Consider the following 19,787-nt stretch of genomic DNA (forward strand, 5'->3'; position numbering starts at 1 on the left):
GGCCTTGACCCGACCGCCTGGTGCCGTGGTGGCTTATTGCACCTTGCCCGGTGCGGGAGGCAGGCTGATGCCGACATCGGCCCAGGGGTTGGTGCCGAGCAGTTGGGCGTGGGGCACGTCGGCCTGGTAGCGCATGGTGAATTCCTTTGGACCGTGGGCGAAGGCCACCAGCAGCCCCTGTTTGGCATCCATCAGCCCGGCGTGCATGCCCAGCCCGTGATAGCTGACTCGCACGGCCTTGTCCTGAAGGCCCACCTTGTCTATCTGGAAGCGGGCGATGCTGCCGTCTTGCAGGGTAAAGCCCCAGCGGAACGGCCCGCCGCTGACCACCGTCATCACCTCGTCGATATCGGTACCATCCTCTGCGGAGTTGACGTGCATGCGGCCATATTTGCCGAGCACGGCGCTGCGGGTGCGCTCGTCCAGCGCCATCAGGTCATAGACCTTGGGGTAGGGGCCGACGCCTGTCTCTTCGGTGGCGACGCCACCCCCTTGCACCGCTGGCTCGCGCCCTGCGAGCCTGGCCTGCTCCAAAAGCTCCCCCTGACTCAGGTTGAAGGCCGCAATCAGGGCACCGTGCTCTGCCCGGGTCAACGCGCGGCGGTGGGAGGCCTCCAGCAGCGGCCTGGCTGCGTCGGGGATGTCGACGGTGACCACGTTGACGCCGATGGGGTTGAGCGCTTTATTGACCGCCTCGACTCCGCTGACGGCGGGGCGACCATCGCTGAACTGCACCGAGACCAGGTCACCGGCGAAGGTGTTGAAAGAGAGGGCCGAAGTTATGGTGCCGGCCAGCAAAGTAATATGGGTGAGTTTCATACAAGACTCCTCGTTAAGGTTCGAGAAGCAGTCTAGGGCGGTGGAAAGTGCACTGAAATAGCATCAAATGAATATCAAAATTCACTGCTGGTAATCAATCGCATGGGTGGCCGCCATCATGCTGCCCGGAGCCGCAGGGGCCAAGGTTGATTGACGCATCCTTGCTCGAACCAGCGTAGACACGGGGAACCTAGGGAAGGGAGAGCAGAAACCCGGCCCCAACGGGGCGCGGCGGCCGGGTGAATTGTAAAGAGTAGGGTGACAGGTAACGCCGGGTATCAGCCTAGTCTAATCAACTCGATGGGGGCGTAGCGCTCCCGGGAGTTGGCCAGCAGCACGCACTTTTCATGCTCGGCCTGATAGGGGGTCAGGTTGTCGGTGTGGGCCTCTTTCAGTACGTCGACGGCGCCGGTGGCGGCGATCATCACCCGCTGACCCGGTGTGAGCGCATTGCGGTTTCGGTCATAGATTTTCATGGCACTCTCCTTTTGTGGTGCCCGGCGGCATGCCCGGCTGCGCGAATCAGCCTACGCCCCTGCCAAAGAGTGATGCATGTCACAGATCAAAAAAGAGCCAAAGAGGGCCTCGGCATATCGGCAGCCGCAGGGGCCGTCCAATCCTGTCGCTGGGCAGCTGGCCGGGCCGGCATTTTGCGGGGGCGGGCTCGAACAAACGGGGGGATACGCTATAGTGGATGCCGCTCGTGCAACCGCCTTCAACCAACCGAGAGCGCATTATGAATCGTGAGATCGCCGCCCAGTTTATCAAGATGCTGACCAACCTCGACCACTGTCTGGCCAAGGCCGAGGCCCACGCCACCGCCAAGAAGTTCAACGTGGAGAACTTCTTCAATGAGCGCCTCATCGTCGACATGCTGCCGCTGGCCAAGCAGGTGCTGATCTGCTGCGACAGCGCCCGTGCCGTGGTGGCCACCGCCAGCCTGAGCGAGCCGCCGGTGCTGGGGGATGACCCCAAGACCATGGCGGATCTGCGCGCCCATGTGGCCAAGACCCTCACCTATCTGCAGAGCAAGCTGGAGGCCGACTTCAGCCACTATGCGAACGGCCACTACACCCCCTACTGGGCCGGTGGCAAGGGGATGGACGGCCACACCTGCGTGCACGAGTACGGCATCCCCAACTTCTACTTCCACCTCACCATGACCTATGCCCTGCTGCGCCAGGCAGGGGTCGAGCTCGGCAAGGGGGATTACCTGGGCGCCATCAAGCTGCAATAAGCTGCACTCTGGTGCGAAAAAGCCTGCCCGCTGGCAGGCTTTTTTATCCGCGAACGGGGGCGAGCCAGATCTATCGGCATGGTCGCTGGCGACGGCTCTGGGCATAAAGGCGTGGTCTTCGGCCCTCGCGCGGTTACAATCCGGCGTCAAAGTAGAAAGGGTAAGAGAAACATGAAGATCCGAGTAATGATGCTGGCGGCCTTGCTGTGCCATGGCGCCGCGCAGGCGCAGGAAAGCGTCGCCGCAAGCTGGCCCGACACCCCGGTCACCCGTCTCAAGGCGCAGGTGCTGCTGCAGACCCTCAATGCCACCCTGCTCAGCAACCCGAGCGCCACCGTCACCCTGCAGAACTGGTGCGCCGACCACCGGATGGCCGGTGAGCCGCGCATCCGCGCCCTGCGTGATCTGGATACCCGCAAACCGGCCGACGCCGCCGTCCGCGAGCAGCTCAAGATCGCGGCCGACGAGCCCGTCGGCTATCGCCGGGTACAGCTCGCCTGCGGCGATCATGTCTTCTCCGAAGCGGACAACTGGTACGTGCAAAGCCGCCTCACTCCCGAGATGAACCGGCTCCTCGACACCAGCGATACCCCGTTTGGTCTGGCCGTCAAGGCGCTGAACTTCAGCCGCCGGACCCTCTCTTCCACCCTGCTGTGGGCACCCCTGCCGGCCGGTTGGGAGATGCAGATGCCCACCCTCACCAGCAGTGACCAGCCGCTGGCGATCCCCGAGCGGGTGCTGCAGCATAGGGCCATCCTCTCACGGGGGGATGGCGTGCCGTTCAGCCTGGTGGTCGAGACCTATCGCCGCGATCTCTTTGCCTTCCCGCTGGACAAGGCCACCGGCCGCTGAGCCTGGATGGTGGTTTGGCGCGCACAGGCTGCCAGCAATAAAAAAAGCCTGCCAGTTGGCAGGCTTTTTCGTGGGCGTCACTCAGCCCGGCGGGATCTCCGGCTCCACCAGGGCCGCCAGCTGGGCCAGGGACTCCTGCCAGCCGAGATAGCACATCTCCACCGGGATGGCCGCGGGGATCCCCTCCTGCACGATGACGAGTTCGGTGCCGCACACCACCCCGGTCAGGATCACGGTCACGTGCATCACCCCCGGCAGGTTGGGGTCGTCGAAGCTGTCGGTGTAGCGAATGCGCTTGCCCGGTTCGAGCTCCAGGTATTCGCCGCCAAAGGCGTGGCTGTGGCCGTTGCCGAACTGGGTGAACGCCATCCGGAAGTGGCCGCCGACCCTGGCCTCCAGCTGTTCCACCTGGCAGGTGAAGCCGTGGGGAGGCAGCCATTTGGCCAGCGCATCGGCCTCGATAAAGGCCCGGTAGATCCGCATCGGCGGTGCCTTGAGCACCCGATGCAGCCGCACTGTTCCTGTCTTCATCTCTCTTCCTCGTTGCCTTGGGTCCATCAAGGATAGTCGGTTGCGTCCGCTTGCCGACCAGAGGCCGGCCGCGGCGCCCTAGAAGGGGCCGTTGCGCTCGCGCAGCTGGTCGGGCAGGCCGTCGTGATCCCCCAGCTCGCGCTCGGGTACCGCATCCCAGTGCCGCTCACCGATGAAGCGGTTGCGCTCGGGGTGCAGGGCGTAGTGGATGTGGTTGTCCGCCCGATCGGTGTCGCCCACGCAGAGCAGCCGCACCGGCTGATTTGTGTTGTTGATGAAGGTGTGGGCCAACCCGTCGCCCGCCTTGAAGCCGACCGAGTCGCCGGGTTGCAGCCGATGGAGCACGCCGTCGAGCCAGACATCCGGAGTGCCTTCCAGCACGTGGACAAACTCATCCTCGGTCTCCTCGGCGTGGGGCCAGCTGGTGCGCCGGCCCGGCGGCAGCAGCTCGTGGTGAATGCCGAGACGGGCAAAGCCGTAGTGTCTGCCGAGGGCACTGCCCAGAGAGAGCGGCTCCTCGCTGCCGGAGTAGCGGCCGGGTTCGGGCTCCTGCAGCTCGCGCCAGTGCTTGATGCTGGGGTGACGGGTCATAGTGGTTCCTTTTCTATGGGGATGTGGTCACGGGAAGGGTCATCCTGACTGCCGGAGTGCGGGGAGAACAGCAGAGATTTGCTGGTCAGATGAGCCCCTCTGGCGAGGGGCCCGATGGTCGCGGCTATTTGGCCTTGACGCAAGGCATGGCGGGCAGTTCCCCCTGGGCGGCCGGCCGGGTCATCTGGTAGTGGCCGGCGAGATCCCGATAGACGCGGGTATTCCACACCTCGCCGTTGTCGAGCTGGAAGGCGATGTCGTAGTTGATCCCGGAGACCACCTGGCTGCGCACCTCGAGAATGCGCTCCAGCCTGGCGGAGGTGTTCATGCGCGCCAGCACGCTGGCCAGCGCCGCTTCGGCGCCGGCGTTCGGCAACGGCTGACTCTGCCATCCGCCGGCCATGGGGGCGCACTCCTGCTGTTGCGGAGCCATGCTGCAGGCGCTCAGCAGGCCAGCAACCAGAATGGGAAACAGCGCTTTTTTCATATCTTTTTCTCCAGCCAATAAAGTAATGACCTTATCAACATTCGGGCGATAACGCAGCTGTCATGGCTCCAAAAGCCCCCCTTTTGGGAGGCGGCCGGCCCGTTCAGCGACCCAGGTTGTCGGCCAGCTGCTTGGCGCGGCCGGCGGCCCACTGGTCGATCATCTTCGCCATCTCGCCGGCGGTGATGGGGCTCTCCTTGTGGGTGGTGTCCGGGCTCTCGCGTGCATCCATCACCCGCACCAGCAGCTTGCCGCTTTGGGAGTCGAGCAGCTGGGCCATGCTGCCCACCCTGAGCAGATAGGGCTCCTTGCCGATCACCTCACGGGTGACGTTGATGGCGATCTTGGCGGGCAGCAGATCCCGCAGCTTGGGGTCGGGCCGGGTCAGGTCGAAGTTGGTGATGGCGGCCTGTACCCGCAGCACGCCAGGGCCGGGGGCGGTGGCGATCTTGACGCCGTGGCTCATCAGCTCGCGCTGGAAGGTGGCGTGGTAGTAGCGGCCGATCTCGTTCTGCTCGTTGGCGGTCAGCAGATACCACTGGCCATTTTCCTGCCGGATAAACTGGAGCGGATCGAGCAGCACCTCATTGTATTGGCGCAGATCCACGCCGGGCTCCTTGTAGATGCGCTGGTTGGGGTTGCTTTCACTCTGCTGGAAGGCGGTCAGCGGGATCGCCTGCAGGCTGTGGGAGACCTGGTTCTTCACCGCGCAGCCACTCAGTAGAATGGCCACCATGCCCGCGATTACGGCTCTCTTCATCTCTTGCTCCTGATTGCGCTGCTTGTCCGACCCTGGCATCCGCTGCGCAGGGCATGGCAAGAGAGATAACCGATTCAAAGAGCGCCCACAAGGACAGAATGCGGGGTGTTCAGGCAGGGTCCAGCCTGGCGTCGATGGCTATCCGATTGCCGGGACATGACGCCAATACGATGATTTTGTTTCGGATCGGCAATCATTTGATCAAGGTTGCGGATATTGACGCCGTTCGCTCATATAATCGCCGCCATGACACTGATTCGGAAGGATTCGATGACCAGCCTGATGGCGGCCCTGTGGGGGCTGCTCTTCTCCTGCCTGGCCTGGGCGGCACCCGGCCCCTTCGTCACCACGCCCCCTGACAGCACCACCACGACGCAGCCTGCCAGCATGGAGCCGCTGCTCTCCTGGTTTACCGGCGAGTTCTCCAGCCGCGAGCAGGCCAGCTACGACAGCCGCTTTACCAGCGCCGAGCTGCGGCTGGTGGAGATCTGGCCCGGCTACAAGGGCTTTCGCTGGGTCTATGCCGAGCAGTTCCTGACCGAGCGGGCGGTGCGCCCGTTTCGCCAGCGCATCTATCGCTTCTCGCTGGTGCCCGATGGCCGCATCCTGATGGCCGAGCTGACCATGCCGCGAGCCATCGACTTCGCCGGTGCCTGGCGCCGGCCCGAGCTGCTAGACTCCCTCACCCCGCAACAGCTCTCCCTGCGCCAGGGTTGCGAGATCTGGCTGACTCGCCAGCCGTCGGGGGAGTATGCCGGCCACAGCAAGGTGGGCAGCTGCTCCACCAATTTCGGCGGTGCCAGCACCCTGGTGCAATACCTCTGGATTGGCCCCCACAGTGTGCGACTGCTGGATCGGGCCTATGACACCGATGCCCATCAGCGCTGGGGCAGCCCGGGGGAGGGCTATGTCTATCTGCGCCGGGTGAAGCAGCGCGGCGAATAGGCTTGCCCCCTACAGCTGGTGGCGCTGCTCGATCAGGTAGTCGATGAGCAACCGCAGGCGCAGCGGCAGCGGCTCCCTGGCCGGGTAGAGCAGGTTGACCGGGCGCGGGGCGGGCAGCGCCTCCGCCAGGATCTCCTGCAGGGTACCGCGCTCTAGCTCCTCGCTCAGCAGGGCGCGCGGTTGCAGCAGGATGCCGGCGTGGTTGAGGGCGGCCACCTTGAGGGCGCCGCCGTGGTTGCTGATGAAGGGGCTGTCCCACAGGTGCAGCTGTTCGAGGGGAAAGGCCTCGGCCAGGCGCGACTGACCGAGCCAGGGGCTGAATCCCAGGCAGTGGTGGCTGGCCAGATCCGCCAGCGTGAGGGGAGTGCCGTGGCGTTGCAGATAGTCTGGCGAGGCGCAGAACACCGAGCCCGTGCTGGTCAGTGGCCGGGCGATGTAGCCGGCATCCTTGGGCTGGCCGATCCGGAAGATGAGGTCGAAGCCGTCGCCGATGACGTCCACCAGCCGATCCGACAGATCCAGCTCGATGCGGATCTGCGGGTAGCGCTCCATGAAATGGCACAGCAGCGGCGTCAGCCGATAGCTGCCGAAGGTGACGGGGGCATTGATGCGGATCCTGCCCGCTGCCTGGCCGGTATTGGCCAGGGTGTTCTGCTCCAGCGCCCGGTAGTGTTGCAACAGGCTCTGGCAGCCGGCGAGGTACTCCTGGCCTGCCTCGGTCAGGCTCTGGCAACGGGTGTTGCGATTGAGCAGGCGGGAGCCGACCCTGGCCTCCAGCCACTTGATGTACTTGCCGATCATGGCCGGCGTCATCGCGAAGCGCTCCGCTACGGCGGCGAAACTGCCCGCCCGGGCAACCTCGACGAAGATCTCGATGGCGGTCAAGCGGTCCACTCTAAACTCCTGGTTTATAAAGCCCGGCGCCACTATGTCTGGCTGGCGTCGCGGCTGTCAATATACTGGGCGGCAGCCAATCCACGCTGGAATCTCTCTCGATGACGCTAGACTATTACGCCCTCTATCTGCTGCTCGCCATCGGCACAGTGCTGAGCCCGGGGCCCGCCGTGATCTACACCATAGGCAACACCCTGACCCGGGGCGCCCGCCATGCCATCGCCGGTTTTTGCGGGGTGGCGGTGGGCATCCTGCTGGTGGCGAGCCTGGCCTCGCTGGCGGTGCTCTGGTTCACCCGCTGGCTGGCCGCGGGCCAGCAGATCCTCACCCTGGGCGGCGCCCTATACCTGCTCTATCTGGGGCTCAACTCCTGGCGCCAGCGGGCGGTGAGCCCGGTGCCGGGGGCCGGGCCGGATCGGGATTGCCGCCGCAGCTTCATCAAGGGGGCGCTCATCAGCCTGCTCAACCCCAAGGCGATCATCTTCTTCACCAGCCTGTTTCCCCAGTTCATCGACTTTCAACACGGGGCGCTGGGTCAGTGCATGCTGCTGGCGGTCACCTTCAGCGCCGTGGTGCTGGTGGTACATGGCGGTTACTGCCTGGTGTTCCACTGGGTGGGGGCGCAAGGCTATGGCGAACGCTTCGCCAGGGGGATCAACCGGCTGTCGGCGGTGATGTTCACCGGTTTTGCCCTGTTGCTGTTGTTCAAGGGGTTGAGATAGGGGAATTACCCGGCAGCGAGCGTCCCGCATGGGGTGAGCAGAAGAAATAAGATTCCATCGGCGTTCTTTATGCCGCATGCTCCCCGGTTCAGGGAGTGGGGCAAGGATAATCAGGACCCCAACTGACATGGTCGAGGCGATGCCTATGGCATGGCCTTTCAACAAGGTTGGCAGCATGTCTTATTACGAACACGAAGTGGCCGGTCATCCCGACGTCGAACTGGGGTTGTGCGGCGAGCGTCAGGTGCGCTACCGGATCCATGGGGCCGAGCAGGCCAGCAGTGGTCTGGTGGTCTATATCCCGGGCTTTGGCGGTGATCTTGGGGCCTACAGCCAGGTCTTTTGCGAGAAGGTGGCCGCGCAGCACGGCATGGCGGCGCTTTGTGTCGACTATTTCTGCATGCGTTCGCGCCCGGCGGTGGGGGCGGTCATCTCCTTGCTGCCTGATGAGCGTGTGCGTGCACTCGCCCTGCTGGGGTTGCCCGCCACGACGTCCGATGCCGCACTGCTGCGTGCGCTGGACACCTTGCAACCGGCGGCGCCGCTGCGCTTTCACGGCTTGCTGATACCGCCTGATGGGGCCTACCAGAACTTCGGGGTGATGGCCGCCCTCGACATCCTCAATGCCATCGAAGATGCGATGCTCCGTTACGGCGGCAATCGCGACAACCTGATACTGGTCGGTTCCTCCTACGGCGGCTATCTGGCGCAGCTGGTCAACAAGTTTCGCCCCGGCTATGTCCGCGCCCTGTTTGACAACTCCTCCTGGGCCGAGCCCAACCTGGCCTATGTAGTGGGACGGGACATCGGTGCGGTGGAGTACCAGTGCAGCCTGCAAGGCGGGGTGGAGCTGGCGCTGTGCGTGGATTCCCCCTGGCGGATGGTGGCCGGGCACCCGCACGAGTTCGATGTGGATGCCTTCATCATCCGGGCATTCAGTGCCTCCCAGCTCGATCAGATGGCCGCACAGGGAGGCACGCAGACCTTCTGTCTGATGGTGCACGCCATTCATGACGCCATTGCCCCTGCCGATGCCAAGCTGGCGATGGCGCGCGCCATGCTGGCTCGGGGTTTCAATGCCGAGTTGATCCTGTTCGACGAGTCGAGTGTCGATGGTGAGTTCATCCGCAACATGGAGCACGGCATGGGTCTCTCCATGCTGCAGTTCTTCGAACAGGGGCTGGCACTGCTGGCCGAACGCTCCCCCTCCTTCGTGGCCACTCACGCCACCGAGGTGACCCTGCATGCCGGTCACTCGGTCTATCACCTGAACTTTGCACACCCGCAGGTGCGGCTGCAACGCCAGCGGATCGAGGGCATGGCACCCACCTGACATTGCTGCCGGGATGGGGTGTTTGCCGAAACAACAACGGGGGCCTGGCCCCCGTTGTTGTTATCGATGGTTCGCGACTCAGAGCCTGAACAGCGGGCGCAGGCGGATGCCGATCAGGCTGCCGGCGAGGGCCATCAACATCCAGACCCAGCCGTGCAGGCTGCCCGATGCCGTGCCGTCGAAGAAGCCGCCAAGGTTGCAGGCGCTGTACATGGCGCCCATTCCCATCAGCAGGCCGCCGAGGATGGAGGCCAGGCTGTTGCCAAGCCGCATCGGGGCGAATTGGCCGCCACCGCTGATGCAGCGCGCCAGCATGGCCCCCAGGATCCCCAACCAGAACATGCCGACCATGGGGTTGATGAGGAGCGGCTGGGCCAGCTTGGGGTGCCCCTCGAACAGACCGAACAGGGAGGCACCGCGCAGCGCCATGTCATAGACGGCGCCTGTGATGGTCCAGGCCGAGCCGTGCAGAGCGACCACGCTGGAGTTGAGCACGGCGATGATGATGCCGCCGGTCAGCACGGTGAAGCGGCCGTCGCGCCAGAACAGGTTGCCGCCGCTGAAGAGGGGCTTGAGTTCGCCGGTGCGCTTGAGTTCGCTCTTGCGAAACAGCAGGAACAGCGCGGCGACCAGCGCCAGGTTGAGCAGCATGCCGCTCCAGATATTGCCGGTCAGGTCTTTTGCCAGCACCACATGGCTGGAGAAGGTGGCCTCCAGTTCGGGGCGGAACTGGTTGCTGATCAGGGTGCCGATGCCGTAGCAGAGCAGCACCAGCCAGAAGCGGGGTTGCCCCTCGCCGCAGCAGTAGAGGGTGCCGGTGGCGCAGACGCCCGCCAGCTGCATGCCGATGCCGAACAGGAAGGCGCCGACGATGAAGGGAATGCCGATGGCCATCACGTTGCCCACCATGGCATCGCCAAACAGGGCGTGGCTAAAGGAGAGGAAGCAGGTGAACAGCAGAATTTCGATGGCGATGGTGAGCAGGTGAACCCGCACGTAGTAGCTGTTGCGCTTGGTCAGCATCTCGCGCCAACCGAACACGATGCCGAAGCGGCTGAAGGAGAGGGTGAAGCCGAAGCCGAATCCGATCAGGGCCATCAGAGCCCATTTCATACCAAAGGTGTTGCCGAGCCAGAGTAACGCTCCCCCCGCGATTGCCACGATGGGGAGCGACCATTTTCGATTCATGCCTGTTGTTTCCTGTGCGTCATGGATGGAAGCCGTGCATCCTATTCCCACATTGAGTCCGATTCCAGCCCGGATCCGGTGGATGGCCGGAATATTCGGGCAAAACCCCATCCAGATCAATTAACCCTGTGTTGCAGAGCGAAATGAGGATGAATCCGTTTTCGCGCAATAATTAATATCTCTGCCGTCTTGAATTGGAATTTGATGACGAAAGATGAATTTATATTTTGCGCCACCCAATATTTCTGGGTAGAATCTTGGCGTGTTATCAACAGGTGGAAGGATATTATGGACAGCGACAGTTGTAGCCGATTGCACAGCGCGATGTGGGCTAATCAGAACTGAGGTTGATATCCCTTCTTCTCCCTCACTCTGATCGCTCAGAGTGTGGCATCTAGCGAGTCATCCCGACTCTTGCAACCCAGTCCCGCCGGGACCTGCGTTGCTCACCGGATTGTTCCACTCCCTCTGCGAGCCATGCCGCCTCGCGCCCCAGCAATTGCATGCCTTGTCACGTGAGCCCTTGGTAATGGGCACGTGTCTGCCCGTCATGGCCGCTCGAAGGTTTCTTCGTGAGCATGGTCAGCCAGGCTGGCGTGAAATAACAGGATGAACCGTGTGTATTGAAAACAATGTTGTTTTCGATAGGACGGGTTGCGAATTTAAATAATGAAAGCCTCTGCCATATATATTTCAAAATATGCCTTGGTGATTTTGAAATATATTCATGGGGTGCGGTTGTTTCCCTGCTGAACCGGCCCATGAGCTGCAGCTCGTTATTGTTCGACCATCATGCCGTTATGGTCGCTTGCCGTTGTCCTGATCTTCTTTTGTGCAATGAGTCGCCGTCGTCGCGATTCATGCCCTGTCGATAATGCCGCCGCACGGATTTGTCCGCCGGCGATGACCAGCTGTGCCCTCGATATGTCGGGCCGGCTTGCTGCAGCCCAACTCGGAGGAACCGCCATGACCGAAGAGCCCAAACCTAGACCCTCGGGGTCCACGCCAGCCCACTCCTGATCCCTGCGGGACGGGATGCGGTGTCCTGACCCCCGATCCGACCTGACCATGCCGGTTGGCACGACGGCAGACATGTGTCTGACGGGCTGTCCCGCGCGCGGCGATTGACCGTGCCGGCATTGTGTTGGGTTCACAGCCTTCGATTTCAGTACTGACGCCAGGCCCGGCCCGCGACAGCGCCCGCTTGCGCGTAAAAATCAGGATAAAGAGTCATGAAGCAACAACATACCGCCAGCCGGCACAAGCAGAGAGGGTTCGTCGCCCCGGGCAGCCAGAAGGAGAAGCTCTCCTCCCGGGTGCTCGACGAGGCCGACAAGTCCCTCGAGTACACCCTCACCGCCGTGCGCGGCAACATCGATGGCCTCACCGCGACCGAGGCCGCCAACCGCCTGATCCAGTTCGGTCCCAACGAGGTGACCCACGACAAGCCACCTCATGCGCTGATCCAACTGCTGCAGGCGTTCAAGAACCCCTTCGTGATGGTGCTGATCGTGCTCGGGCTGGTCAGCTATGTGATGGACGTGCTGATGGCCGAGCCGGGCGACGAGGACTGGGTCAAGGTGATCATCCTCGGCGTCATGGTGGGCCTGAGCGGCCTGCTGCGCTTCTGGCAGGAGTACCGCTCCGCCAAGGCGGCCGAGGCGCTCAAGTCGCTGGTGCGCAATACCGCCACCGTGCAGCGTCGCCCCTCGCCCGGGGTTGCCCCCCAGCGTAAAGAAGTGGCGATGACCGAGCTGGTGGCCGGCGACATAGTGCACCTGCAGGCGGGGGACATGATCCCGGCCGACATCAAGCTGATCGAATCGCGCGATCTCTTCATCAGCCAGGCGGTGCTGACCGGCGAAGCGCTGCCGGTGGAGAAGTACGACACCCTGGGCGCCGTGGCCGGCAAGTCGGCGGAAGGGAGCGCTGCAGCAGAGGGGGGGATGCTCGATCTGCCCAATATCTGCTTCATGGGCACCAACGTGGTGAGCGGCACCGCCCGCGCCGTGGTGGTGGCCACCGGCAGCGACACCTATTTCGGCTCGCTGGCCCGCAACGTGGTGAGCCACAAGCGCATCGAGACCAGCTTCGATCGCGGCGTGAACAGCGTCACCAAGCTGCTGATCCGCTTCATGCTGGTGATGGTGCCCATCGTCTTCATGCTGAGCGGGGTCAGCAGCGGCGACTGGATGTCGGCGCTCACCTTCGCGCTGGCGGTGGCGGTGGGGCTCACCCCCGAGATGCTGCCGATGATCGTCTCCGCCAACCTGGCGCGCGGCGCGGTGGCCATGGCCAAGCGCAAGGTGGTGGTGAAGCGGCTCAACTCGGTGCAGAACTTCGGCGCCATGGACGTGCTCTGCACCGACAAGACCGGCACCCTGACCCAGGACAAGATCATCCTCGAGCACCACTACGATGTGCGTGGCAAGCGGGACGACCGGATCCTGCAGCTGGCCTGGCTCAACAGCTTTCACCAGAGCGGCATGAAGAACCTGATGGACATCGCGGTGGTCGAGCACGCCGATGCGCTGGGGGAGAGCTGCAAGCCGGCCAACTACCGCAAGGTGGACGAGCTGCCGTTCGATTTCGTGCGCCGGCGCCTGTCGGTGATTGTGCAGGACGATCTGGGTCAGCAGCTGATGGTCTCCAAGGGGGCGGTGGAAGAGATGCTGGCCGTCTCCAGCCAGATCGCCGATGGCCAGGAGGTTAGGGAGCTGACCGACGCCGATCGCCGCGCTCTGCTGCGGCAGAGCGAGGAGTTCAACGCCGAGGGCTATCGGGTGCTGATCGTGGCGACCCGCGAGATCCCGGCGGGTGAGTGCAAGCAGAGCTATCAGACCCGCGACGAGGCCAAGCTGGTGGTGCGCGGCTTCCTCACCTTCTTCGATCCGCCCAAGGATTCGGCCGCGCCGGCCATCCGCGCGCTGAACGACTATGGCGTGGCGGTCAAGGTGCTGACCGGCGACAACCCCATCATCACCAGCAAGGTGTGTCGTGATGTGGGGCTGGCGCCCGGCGTGCCGCTGCTCGGCAAGGATATTGAGGGGATGGACGACGTGGCGCTGTGCGAGGCGGTCAAGCAGACCACCATCTTCGCCAAACTCACCCCACTGCAGAAGTCGCGGGTGGTGAAGGCGCTGCAGGCCAACGGCAATACCGTCGGTTTCCTCGGTGACGGCATCAACGATGCGCCGGCGCTGCGGGATGCAGACGTGGGGATCTCGGTGGACAGCGGTGCCGACATCGCCAAGGAGACCGCCGACATCATCCTGCTGGAGAAGAGCCTGATGGTGTTGGAGGAGGGGGTGATCAAGGGACGGGAGACCTTTGGCAACATCCTGAAGTACCTCAACATGACCGCCAGCTCCAACTTCGGCAACGTCTTCTCGGTGCTGGTGGCCTCCGCCTGGCTGCCCTGGGCGCCCATGCTGGCGATGCAGATGCTGATCCAGAACCTGGTGTACGACGTCTCCCAGATGCTGCTGCCGTGGGACAAGATGGACCCCGAGTTCCTCAAGCGGCCGCGCAAGTGGGAGGCGAGCAACATCAAGCGTTTCATGCTGTGGCTCGGCCCGACCTCCTCGGTGTTCGACATCAGTACCTACTGCCTGATGTGGTTCGTGTTCGGCGCCGGCGCCCTCTATGCCACCGCCAACGGCAGCATGGATCCGCTGGTCAACGGTCAGGCCATCATGAACTCCGGCTGGTTCATTGAGGGGCTGGTGTCGCAGACCCTGGTGGTGCATATGCTGCGTACTCGCAAGATCCCCTTCCTGCAGAGTACCGCCACCCTGCCGGTGCTGCTCTCCACCTCGATCGCCATCGCCATCGGCTGCTACCTGCCGTTCTCGCCGCTGGCTGAGCACTTCGGCTTCATCACCTTGGATGCGCCCAAGTACTTCATGTGGCTGGTGATCACCATGCTGGCCTACATGGGGCTGACCCAGACCGTCAAGACCCTCTATATCAAGCGCCACGGTCAGTGGTTCTGATGAAGGGTGAGTGAGAGGGCCGGTTACCCGGCCAGGAGCCATGAACGCAAAGAGGGATGGCCCGGGCCATCCCTCTTTTTCATGTCTGCAAGACAGGGGTCAATGCAGGACCAGGGCAGAGGCCTCGCCGGCCATGCCGGTCAGGATGGAGAGGCTGACCGCGCCAAACAGCAGGCCGGTGACCAGATTGAGTGGACGCTGCACGCGGCCGAGCAGGCGCTGGGCCCGCACGGTGGAGAGACTCCAGGCCAGCCCCCCGAACCAGACCAGCGAGAGCAGGAACAGCTCCAGCACCAGCAGGCCGCGGGTCAGGCCGTCCACCTGGGGCGTCACCATGGCGGCCAGCAGCCCCATGAAGAACAGCAGCGCCTTGGGGTTGAGCAGGTTGGTGGCAATGCCGCGCTGCACCCCCTTGCGCCAGCCCTGTGCTTCGCCGCCGGCGTGCAGGGCGAGCTCGGCCGAGCTGTGCCAGGCCGCCTTCAGCGCCCCCCAGCCGAGCCATCCCAGATAGAGGGCGCCGACCACCTTCACCGTCATGAATAGCCAGGGGTGTTCGGCAATCAGCAGGCTGATGCCGGTGAGGCTGAGGGTGGCATGTACCACAATCGCCAGGGCGATGCCCAGCGCTGCGCCGAGGGCGGTGGGCCTGTGCAGGCTGGTGCGCAGGATCAGCGCGAAGTCGGGGCCCGGGCTCGCCAGGGCGATGAGGTGGATGAGACCTATGGTCAGAAACAGGCTGGTGAACATGGAAACCTCTGCGACAGTATCGAGTTCACAGCATGGCGGATTGTGGAGTCGCGGGATTGTAAAAGATTGCAGTGCGGAGTTAGTCGGTGCGCCCAATGGCGGCCTGCATCTGCTGGCGAAAATCGGCGGGGGTGAGGCCGAACGCTTGGCGAAAACCGTGATGGAAGTGGCTCTGATCGAAGAAACCGACCGCCAGAGCCACCTCGCTCACCGGCAGGCCGCTGCCGAGCAGGCGCTTGCTCTGCTCGAGCCGCAGCCGCTTGAGCCAGGCGTAGGGGGTCATGCCGGTCTTCTTCTTGAACTGGCGCAGAAAGGCGAAGCGATCCAGCCCGAACAGGGCGGCCAGATCCTCCAGACTGTGGCGCTCATCCAGCCGGGCCATCAGATAGTCGCGCAGGTACCTGAGCTGGGGGTCGGCCAGGGCGTGGCGCTCCGGTGCTATGTGCAGCAGCTCGCCGAGCAGAGCCAGCAGCTGGCTCTCCGCCAGCAGGCCGTCGGGGCTGGGGTTGTCCAGGTACATGTGCAGCCGGGCGAAGCCCTGATAGAGATCGGGGCGGCTCTGCAACCCCTTGTCGAAGAAGGGTTCCGGGCTGTCTGGCAGCCAGCGGGCCAGCTGCTCGGGGGCGATGGCGAACACCCGCACCTCGTACCCTTCCGGCCGCAGGCTGAGGCCGTCGTGCATCTCGTCCGGGTTGACGGTGGAGAGCTCGCCGCGCACCAGGTGGTGGCTGTTGCCCTTGTGGATGAATTTCTGGCCGCCCTGCTGCACCAGACCTATGTGGTAGTCCAGGTGAACATGGCGGCCATAGCTGAACTCCCTGTGGTGGGAGTGGGAGAGTTCAACTCCCGGCAGCAGCCGGGATTGCCAGTAGTGGATGCGGGATTGGGGTGCGCTCATCGGCTATTGATAACCTGAAACCCGGGCATGGGCTTGTAGATTATTGCAGCGCCGGGCGGAGTACCGTCAAGCCTGCTCCGCAGCCTGCCGGCGTTTGCCGCTGCGCAGCCCGTCCAGACTGAACAGCACCAGCGCGCTCCAGATGAAGGCGAAGGTGATCATCTTGTCCAGCGCCAGCGCCTCGCCATAGAGGGTGACCGCCAGGATGAACATCAGGCTGGGGCCTATGTACTGGAAGAAGCCCAGGGTGGAGAGCTTGAGCCGGGTGGCCGCGGCGGTGAAGCAGAGCAGCGGCGCCGTGGTGACGGCACCGGCGGCGATCAGCAACAGGTTGAGGTGCCAGTCATTCTGGGTGAGATGGCTGGTGGGGCTGTCGGCGATGCCCCACAGATAGATGGCGGCCGGCGGCAGCATGATCAGGGTCTCGATCAAGAGGCCGGTCAGCGCGTCGAGGGCCAGCTTCTTGCGAATGAGGCCATAGATGGCGAAGCTCGAGGCCAGCACCAGCGCGATCCACGGCAGGGAGCCGAAGGCGATGATCTGGATGGCGACACCGATCGCCGCCAGTCCCACCGCCCACCACTGCAGCCGGCGCAGCTTCTCGCTCAGGAACAACATGCCGAGCAGCACGTTGAACAGCGGGTTGATGTAGTAGCCGAGGCTGGCATCCAGCATGTGGCCGTTGTTGATGGCCCAGATGAACAGCAGCCAGTTGCCGCCGACCGTGATGGAGGTAAAGGCCAGGGTGAGCAGCACTTTCGGCTGGCGCAGTACCGCCTGCACCTTGTGCCACTGGCGGCCGAGCAGGGTCAGCACCAGCAGCAGGGCGCACGACCAGATCATGCGATGGGTCAGGATCTCGGCGGCCGGCACGGCGGCGATGGTCTTGAAGTAGATGGGCGCCAGGCCCCAAAGGGTATAGGCGCACAAGGCGTAGATGACGCCCTGGCGCTGAACGTGTTGCTGCATGCGGATAACCTTCACTGGAGAGGCGGATGCTGGAACGCATCGCAAAAAATCAGTGTAGCGATCCTTTTGCGGGGAAAGAAGCGAATAAATGGTGATCAGCGGATTTTAACGGCGTACTGCCCGGCTCAGCGGCCTCCGCCGCGGCGGATCTTGTCCACGTCCAGCAGCAGCCACAGCATGAGTGCGATGGCAGAGATCCACGGACCCCAGGTCACGTAGGCCTCACCGTGTCCCAGTATGTAGAACAGCAGCGGCAGTCCTATTACCAGAAACAGTACACTTCCCAGAAAAAATAACATTTTTATCTTTATATTTAAGGGCTTGTCTATTTGATGATTATATCGATTGAGGCCGGCGATGAAAGGGTAAAAATGAAAAAGGGGGATTTCTCCCCCTTTTCGATAAATGAGCGTTATTTCTGATGCTATTCGAGCTGGATCCAGGTGCTTTTCAGCTCGGTGTACTTCTCCAGCGCATGCAGCGACTTGTCACGACCGTTGCCGGACTGCTTGAAACCGCCGAACGGCATGGTCATGTCGCCGCCATCCCAGTTGTTGACGAACACGGTGCCGGCGCGCAGGGCGCGGGAGCCCTTCACCGCCTTGTTGAGATCCGCCGTCCAGATTGCGGCCGCCAGACCGTAGTCGGTGTCGTTGCCCAGCGCAATGGCCTCTTCCAGGGTGTCGAAGCCGGTCACCGCCAGCACGGGGCCGAAGATCTCCTCGCGGAAGATGCGCATCTCTGGGGTCACCTCATCGAAGATGGTGGGCTCGATATAGAAGCCGCCGCTCTCGGTATTGGTGCGTTTGCCCCCCAGCAGCAGCTTGGCGCCCTGCTGCTGGCCGATGGCGATGTAGTTGAGCACCTGCTCCATCTGGATGTGGTCCACCATGGCGCCGATGCGGGTGGTGGGGTCGAGCGGGTTGGCCGAGATCCACTCGCGGGCATGGGCCAGCAGCCGCTCCATGAACTGCGGCTTGATGCTGTTTTGCACCAGCAGGCGGGAGGCGGCGGTGCACACCTCGCCCTGGTTGTAGAAGATGGCGCCGGCCGCGCTGCGGGCGGCGGCGTCCAGATCCGGCGCATCCGCCAGTATGATGTTGGGGCTCTTGCCGCCGCACTCCATGAAGGCGCGCTTGAGGTTGGACTTGCCGGAGCACTGCACCAGATGCTTGCCGATCTTGGTGGAGCCGGTGAAGGTGATGCAGTCGACGTCCATGTGCATGGCCAGCGCTTCGCCGACCGTGTGGCCGAAGCCGGGCAGCACGTTGAACACGCCGTCGGGGATGCCGGCCTCTTTGGCCAGACCCGCGATGCGCAAGGCGGTGAGCGGGGATTTCTCGGAGGGTTTCAGGATCACCGAGTTGCCGGTGGCGAGCGCCGGCCCCAGCTTCCAGCAGGCCATCACCAGCGGGAAGTTCCAGGGGACGATGGCGGCCACGACGCCGAGCGGCTCGCGGGTCACCAGCGCCAGGGCGGACTCCTCGACCGGCGCGACCTGATCGTAGATCTTGTCGATGGCCTCGGCGTTCCAGGCGATGCAGTTGGCGGCGGCGGGGGCGTCATAGCCCATGGCGTCACCGATGGGCTTGCCCATGTCGAGCGATTCCAGCAGCGCCAGCTCCACCAGATTGAGCCGCATCAGTTCGGCGAAGCGCTGCAGGACCTGCTTGCGCTGCTTGGGCGACAGACCGCTCCAACGTTTGTCGTCAAAGGCGGCGCGGGCGGCCTGCACCGCCAGTTCGGCATCGGCGGCGTCGCAGGCGGCAACCTTGGTCAGCAGCTTGCCGTTGGCCGGGTTGATGCAGTCGAAGGTGGCGCCGTTGATGGCGTCCCGGTAGCTGCCGTCGATGAAGGCTTGCGAGGGCAGGGTCAGGTGGGAGGCCTTGTGTTGCCACTGGGCCAGGGTCAGGTCACTCATGTTCACTCCTTGAACCGGCAAAAAGTCAGTTTCCGCGTATCAATATGCTAAACATCCTGCCGCTTGTAAATCCATCTTGTAACAATTCGTTAAACACCTTGCCGGTTTGGCCTCATCCGGAATCCGTCCCGGCGAGGGTATCCGGCAGGGCAAACCGCACCGCAAGAGTGGCCATCGACGCCTGCCGAACCGCAGGCCGGTGCTAAGGGGCTGGTCGTGCTGCTGGGTCCGCCGAGGGGCGGGATCTCCCCTCTCATGGCTTAGAAGCTGGCGGGGGTGTTGGCCGAGATCAGCACGCATTCGTGCTCATCCACATTGCGAAAACGGTGCGGGGTGCGGCTGTCGAAGTAGTAGCCGTCTCCCGGCGCCAGCAGATAGACCTGCTCGCCGACGGTGACCTCCACCTGGCCCTGGATGACGATGCCGCACTCTTCGCCTTCGTGGCTCAGCATGTCGTCGCCGGTGTCGGCGCCCGGTGGCAGTATCTCCTGCATCATGCCGATGGCGCGGTTGGCGCGGCTGTGGCCCACCAGGCGGTAGCTGATGGGGTGGGTGCCGAGATCCGGCATGTCGGCGGCGCGGAAGATCACCTCGGAGTCCATCTCCGTCTCATCGGTGAAGAAGGTGGCCAGCGACATGGGGATCCCTTCCAGCACCTTGCGCAGGGAGGCGACCGAGGGGCTCACTTGATTTTTCTCGATCTGGGAGATAAAGCCGTTGGTCACACCGGAGCGTTTGGCCAGCTCGCGCTGGGAGAGGGCGGCTTTGGTGCGAACCGCCTTGAGGCGGTGACCGATATCCATCGATAGACACTCCTTGACTGTTTACTATTATTAAATTTGTGTTAAATATCTTATACCACCCCGCTCAGAGCAGCTAGCCGGGTGACACCATATGG

General features: G+C 63.4%; 20 protein-coding genes. 6 read left to right on the top strand and 14 right to left on the bottom strand.

Annotated features, from left to right (window positions below; translation table 11 throughout):
- Positions 1-33 precede the first annotated feature (33 nt).
- Both I6L33_RS05210 and ydfZ read right to left on the bottom strand, forming a co-directional pair.
- Positions 34-819, bottom strand: coding sequence for a hypothetical protein (locus I6L33_RS05210; RefSeq protein WP_216973665.1), 786 nt, complete (start codon positions 817-819; stop codon positions 34-36).
- 278 nt (positions 820-1,097) lie between these two features.
- Complete coding sequence (ydfZ, locus tag I6L33_RS05215) at positions 1,098-1,295, bottom strand: putative selenium delivery protein YdfZ (protein ID WP_216973666.1); 198 nt, start codon at positions 1,293-1,295, stop codon at positions 1,098-1,100.
- A 260-nt stretch (positions 1,296-1,555) separates the two neighbouring features.
- On the opposite strand from ydfZ, the gene I6L33_RS05220 reads away from it, so the two are divergent.
- Positions 1,556-2,056 carry a DUF1993 domain-containing protein gene (locus I6L33_RS05220; protein ID WP_216973667.1) on the top strand — a complete coding sequence of 167 codons (501 nt, stop codon included), beginning with the start codon at positions 1,556-1,558 and terminating at the stop codon, positions 2,054-2,056.
- A gap of 186 nt (positions 2,057-2,242) precedes the next feature.
- Positions 2,243-2,908 (top strand): hypothetical protein, encoded by a 666-nt coding sequence (locus I6L33_RS05225; protein ID WP_216974100.1) that lies wholly within the window; start codon positions 2,243-2,245, stop codon positions 2,906-2,908.
- Between the two features lie 81 nt (positions 2,909-2,989).
- Here I6L33_RS05225 and I6L33_RS05230 read toward each other — a convergent pair whose 3' ends face one another.
- The 4 genes from I6L33_RS05230 to I6L33_RS05245 form a co-directional block, all read right to left on the bottom strand.
- Positions 2,990-3,439 (bottom strand): SRPBCC family protein, encoded by a 450-nt coding sequence (locus I6L33_RS05230; RefSeq protein ID WP_005307686.1) that lies wholly within the window; start codon positions 3,437-3,439, stop codon positions 2,990-2,992.
- Between the two features lie 78 nt (positions 3,440-3,517).
- Positions 3,518-4,030, bottom strand: coding sequence for a cupin domain-containing protein (locus I6L33_RS05235; protein ID WP_017766206.1), 513 nt, complete (start codon positions 4,028-4,030; stop codon positions 3,518-3,520).
- A 124-nt stretch (positions 4,031-4,154) separates the two neighbouring features.
- On the bottom strand, positions 4,155-4,517 hold the full coding sequence (locus tag I6L33_RS05240) for a cystatin domain-containing protein (protein WP_005307692.1): 363 nt from the start codon (positions 4,515-4,517) through the stop codon (positions 4,155-4,157).
- Positions 4,518-4,620: 103 nt separating this feature from the next.
- Entirely contained in the window at positions 4,621-5,277 is a 657-nt protein-coding gene (locus I6L33_RS05245; RefSeq protein WP_017788679.1) for a DUF3313 domain-containing protein, read from the bottom strand.
- A gap of 270 nt (positions 5,278-5,547) precedes the next feature.
- Between I6L33_RS05245 and I6L33_RS05250 the strand changes: the two genes are divergently transcribed.
- Entirely contained in the window at positions 5,548-6,222 is a 675-nt protein-coding gene (locus I6L33_RS05250; RefSeq protein ID WP_005307696.1) for a chromophore lyase CpcT/CpeT, read from the top strand.
- A gap of 9 nt (positions 6,223-6,231) precedes the next feature.
- Here I6L33_RS05250 and I6L33_RS05255 read toward each other — a convergent pair whose 3' ends face one another.
- Positions 6,232-7,116, bottom strand: a complete 885-nt coding sequence (locus I6L33_RS05255) for a LysR family transcriptional regulator (protein WP_139431011.1) — start codon at positions 7,114-7,116, stop codon at positions 6,232-6,234.
- A gap of 101 nt (positions 7,117-7,217) precedes the next feature.
- Here I6L33_RS05255 and I6L33_RS05260 point away from each other — a divergent pair, with 101 nt between their 5' ends.
- Together I6L33_RS05260 and I6L33_RS05265 are read left to right on the top strand one after the other, a co-directional pair.
- Positions 7,218-7,838: a LysE family translocator gene (locus I6L33_RS05260; protein WP_005307702.1), complete on the top strand. Its 621-nt coding sequence runs from the start codon at positions 7,218-7,220 to the stop codon at positions 7,836-7,838.
- Between the two features lie 127 nt (positions 7,839-7,965).
- Positions 7,966-9,171, top strand: a complete 1,206-nt coding sequence (locus I6L33_RS05265) for a DUF2920 family protein (protein ID WP_216973668.1) — start codon at positions 7,966-7,968, stop codon at positions 9,169-9,171.
- A 78-nt stretch (positions 9,172-9,249) separates the two neighbouring features.
- Here I6L33_RS05265 and I6L33_RS05270 read toward each other — a convergent pair whose 3' ends face one another.
- On the bottom strand, positions 9,250-10,359 hold the full coding sequence (locus I6L33_RS05270; protein WP_216973669.1) for a YeeE/YedE thiosulfate transporter family protein: 1,110 nt from the start codon (positions 10,357-10,359) through the stop codon (positions 9,250-9,252).
- 1,232 nt (positions 10,360-11,591) lie between these two features.
- Between I6L33_RS05270 and mgtA the strand changes: the two genes are divergently transcribed.
- On the top strand, positions 11,592-14,354 hold the full coding sequence (gene mgtA, locus I6L33_RS05275) for a magnesium-translocating P-type ATPase (protein WP_216973670.1): 2,763 nt from the start codon (positions 11,592-11,594) through the stop codon (positions 14,352-14,354).
- 99 nt (positions 14,355-14,453) lie between these two features.
- On the opposite strand, the gene I6L33_RS05280 is transcribed toward mgtA, so the two are convergent.
- From I6L33_RS05280 to I6L33_RS05305, 6 genes are all read right to left on the bottom strand, one after another.
- On the bottom strand, positions 14,454-15,101 hold the full coding sequence (locus tag I6L33_RS05280; protein ID WP_216973671.1) for a LysE family translocator: 648 nt from the start codon (positions 15,099-15,101) through the stop codon (positions 14,454-14,456).
- Between the two features lie 79 nt (positions 15,102-15,180).
- Positions 15,181-15,999 carry an AraC family transcriptional regulator gene (locus tag I6L33_RS05285; RefSeq protein WP_042050269.1) on the bottom strand — a complete coding sequence of 273 codons (819 nt, stop codon included), beginning with the start codon at positions 15,997-15,999 and terminating at the stop codon, positions 15,181-15,183.
- 66 nt (positions 16,000-16,065) lie between these two features.
- Positions 16,066-16,968, bottom strand: coding sequence for an EamA family transporter RarD (rarD, locus tag I6L33_RS05290; RefSeq protein ID WP_017766217.1), 903 nt, complete (start codon positions 16,966-16,968; stop codon positions 16,066-16,068).
- Positions 16,969-17,093: 125 nt separating this feature from the next.
- Positions 17,094-17,267: a hypothetical protein gene (locus I6L33_RS05295; RefSeq protein ID WP_005307716.1), complete on the bottom strand. Its 174-nt coding sequence runs from the start codon at positions 17,265-17,267 to the stop codon at positions 17,094-17,096.
- A gap of 125 nt (positions 17,268-17,392) precedes the next feature.
- Positions 17,393-18,889 (bottom strand): aldehyde dehydrogenase, encoded by a 1,497-nt coding sequence (locus tag I6L33_RS05300; protein WP_216973672.1) that lies wholly within the window; start codon positions 18,887-18,889, stop codon positions 17,393-17,395.
- Between the two features lie 260 nt (positions 18,890-19,149).
- Entirely contained in the window at positions 19,150-19,692 is a 543-nt protein-coding gene (locus I6L33_RS05305; RefSeq protein WP_005307724.1) for a cupin domain-containing protein, read from the bottom strand.
- Positions 19,693-19,787: the final 95 nt, after the last annotated feature.

Origin of the sequence: Aeromonas sp. FDAARGOS 1403 (genome assembly GCF_019047325.1) — a bacterium.
In the GTDB taxonomy this organism is placed as follows: Bacteria; Pseudomonadota; Gammaproteobacteria; order Enterobacterales; family Aeromonadaceae; genus Aeromonas; species Aeromonas dhakensis.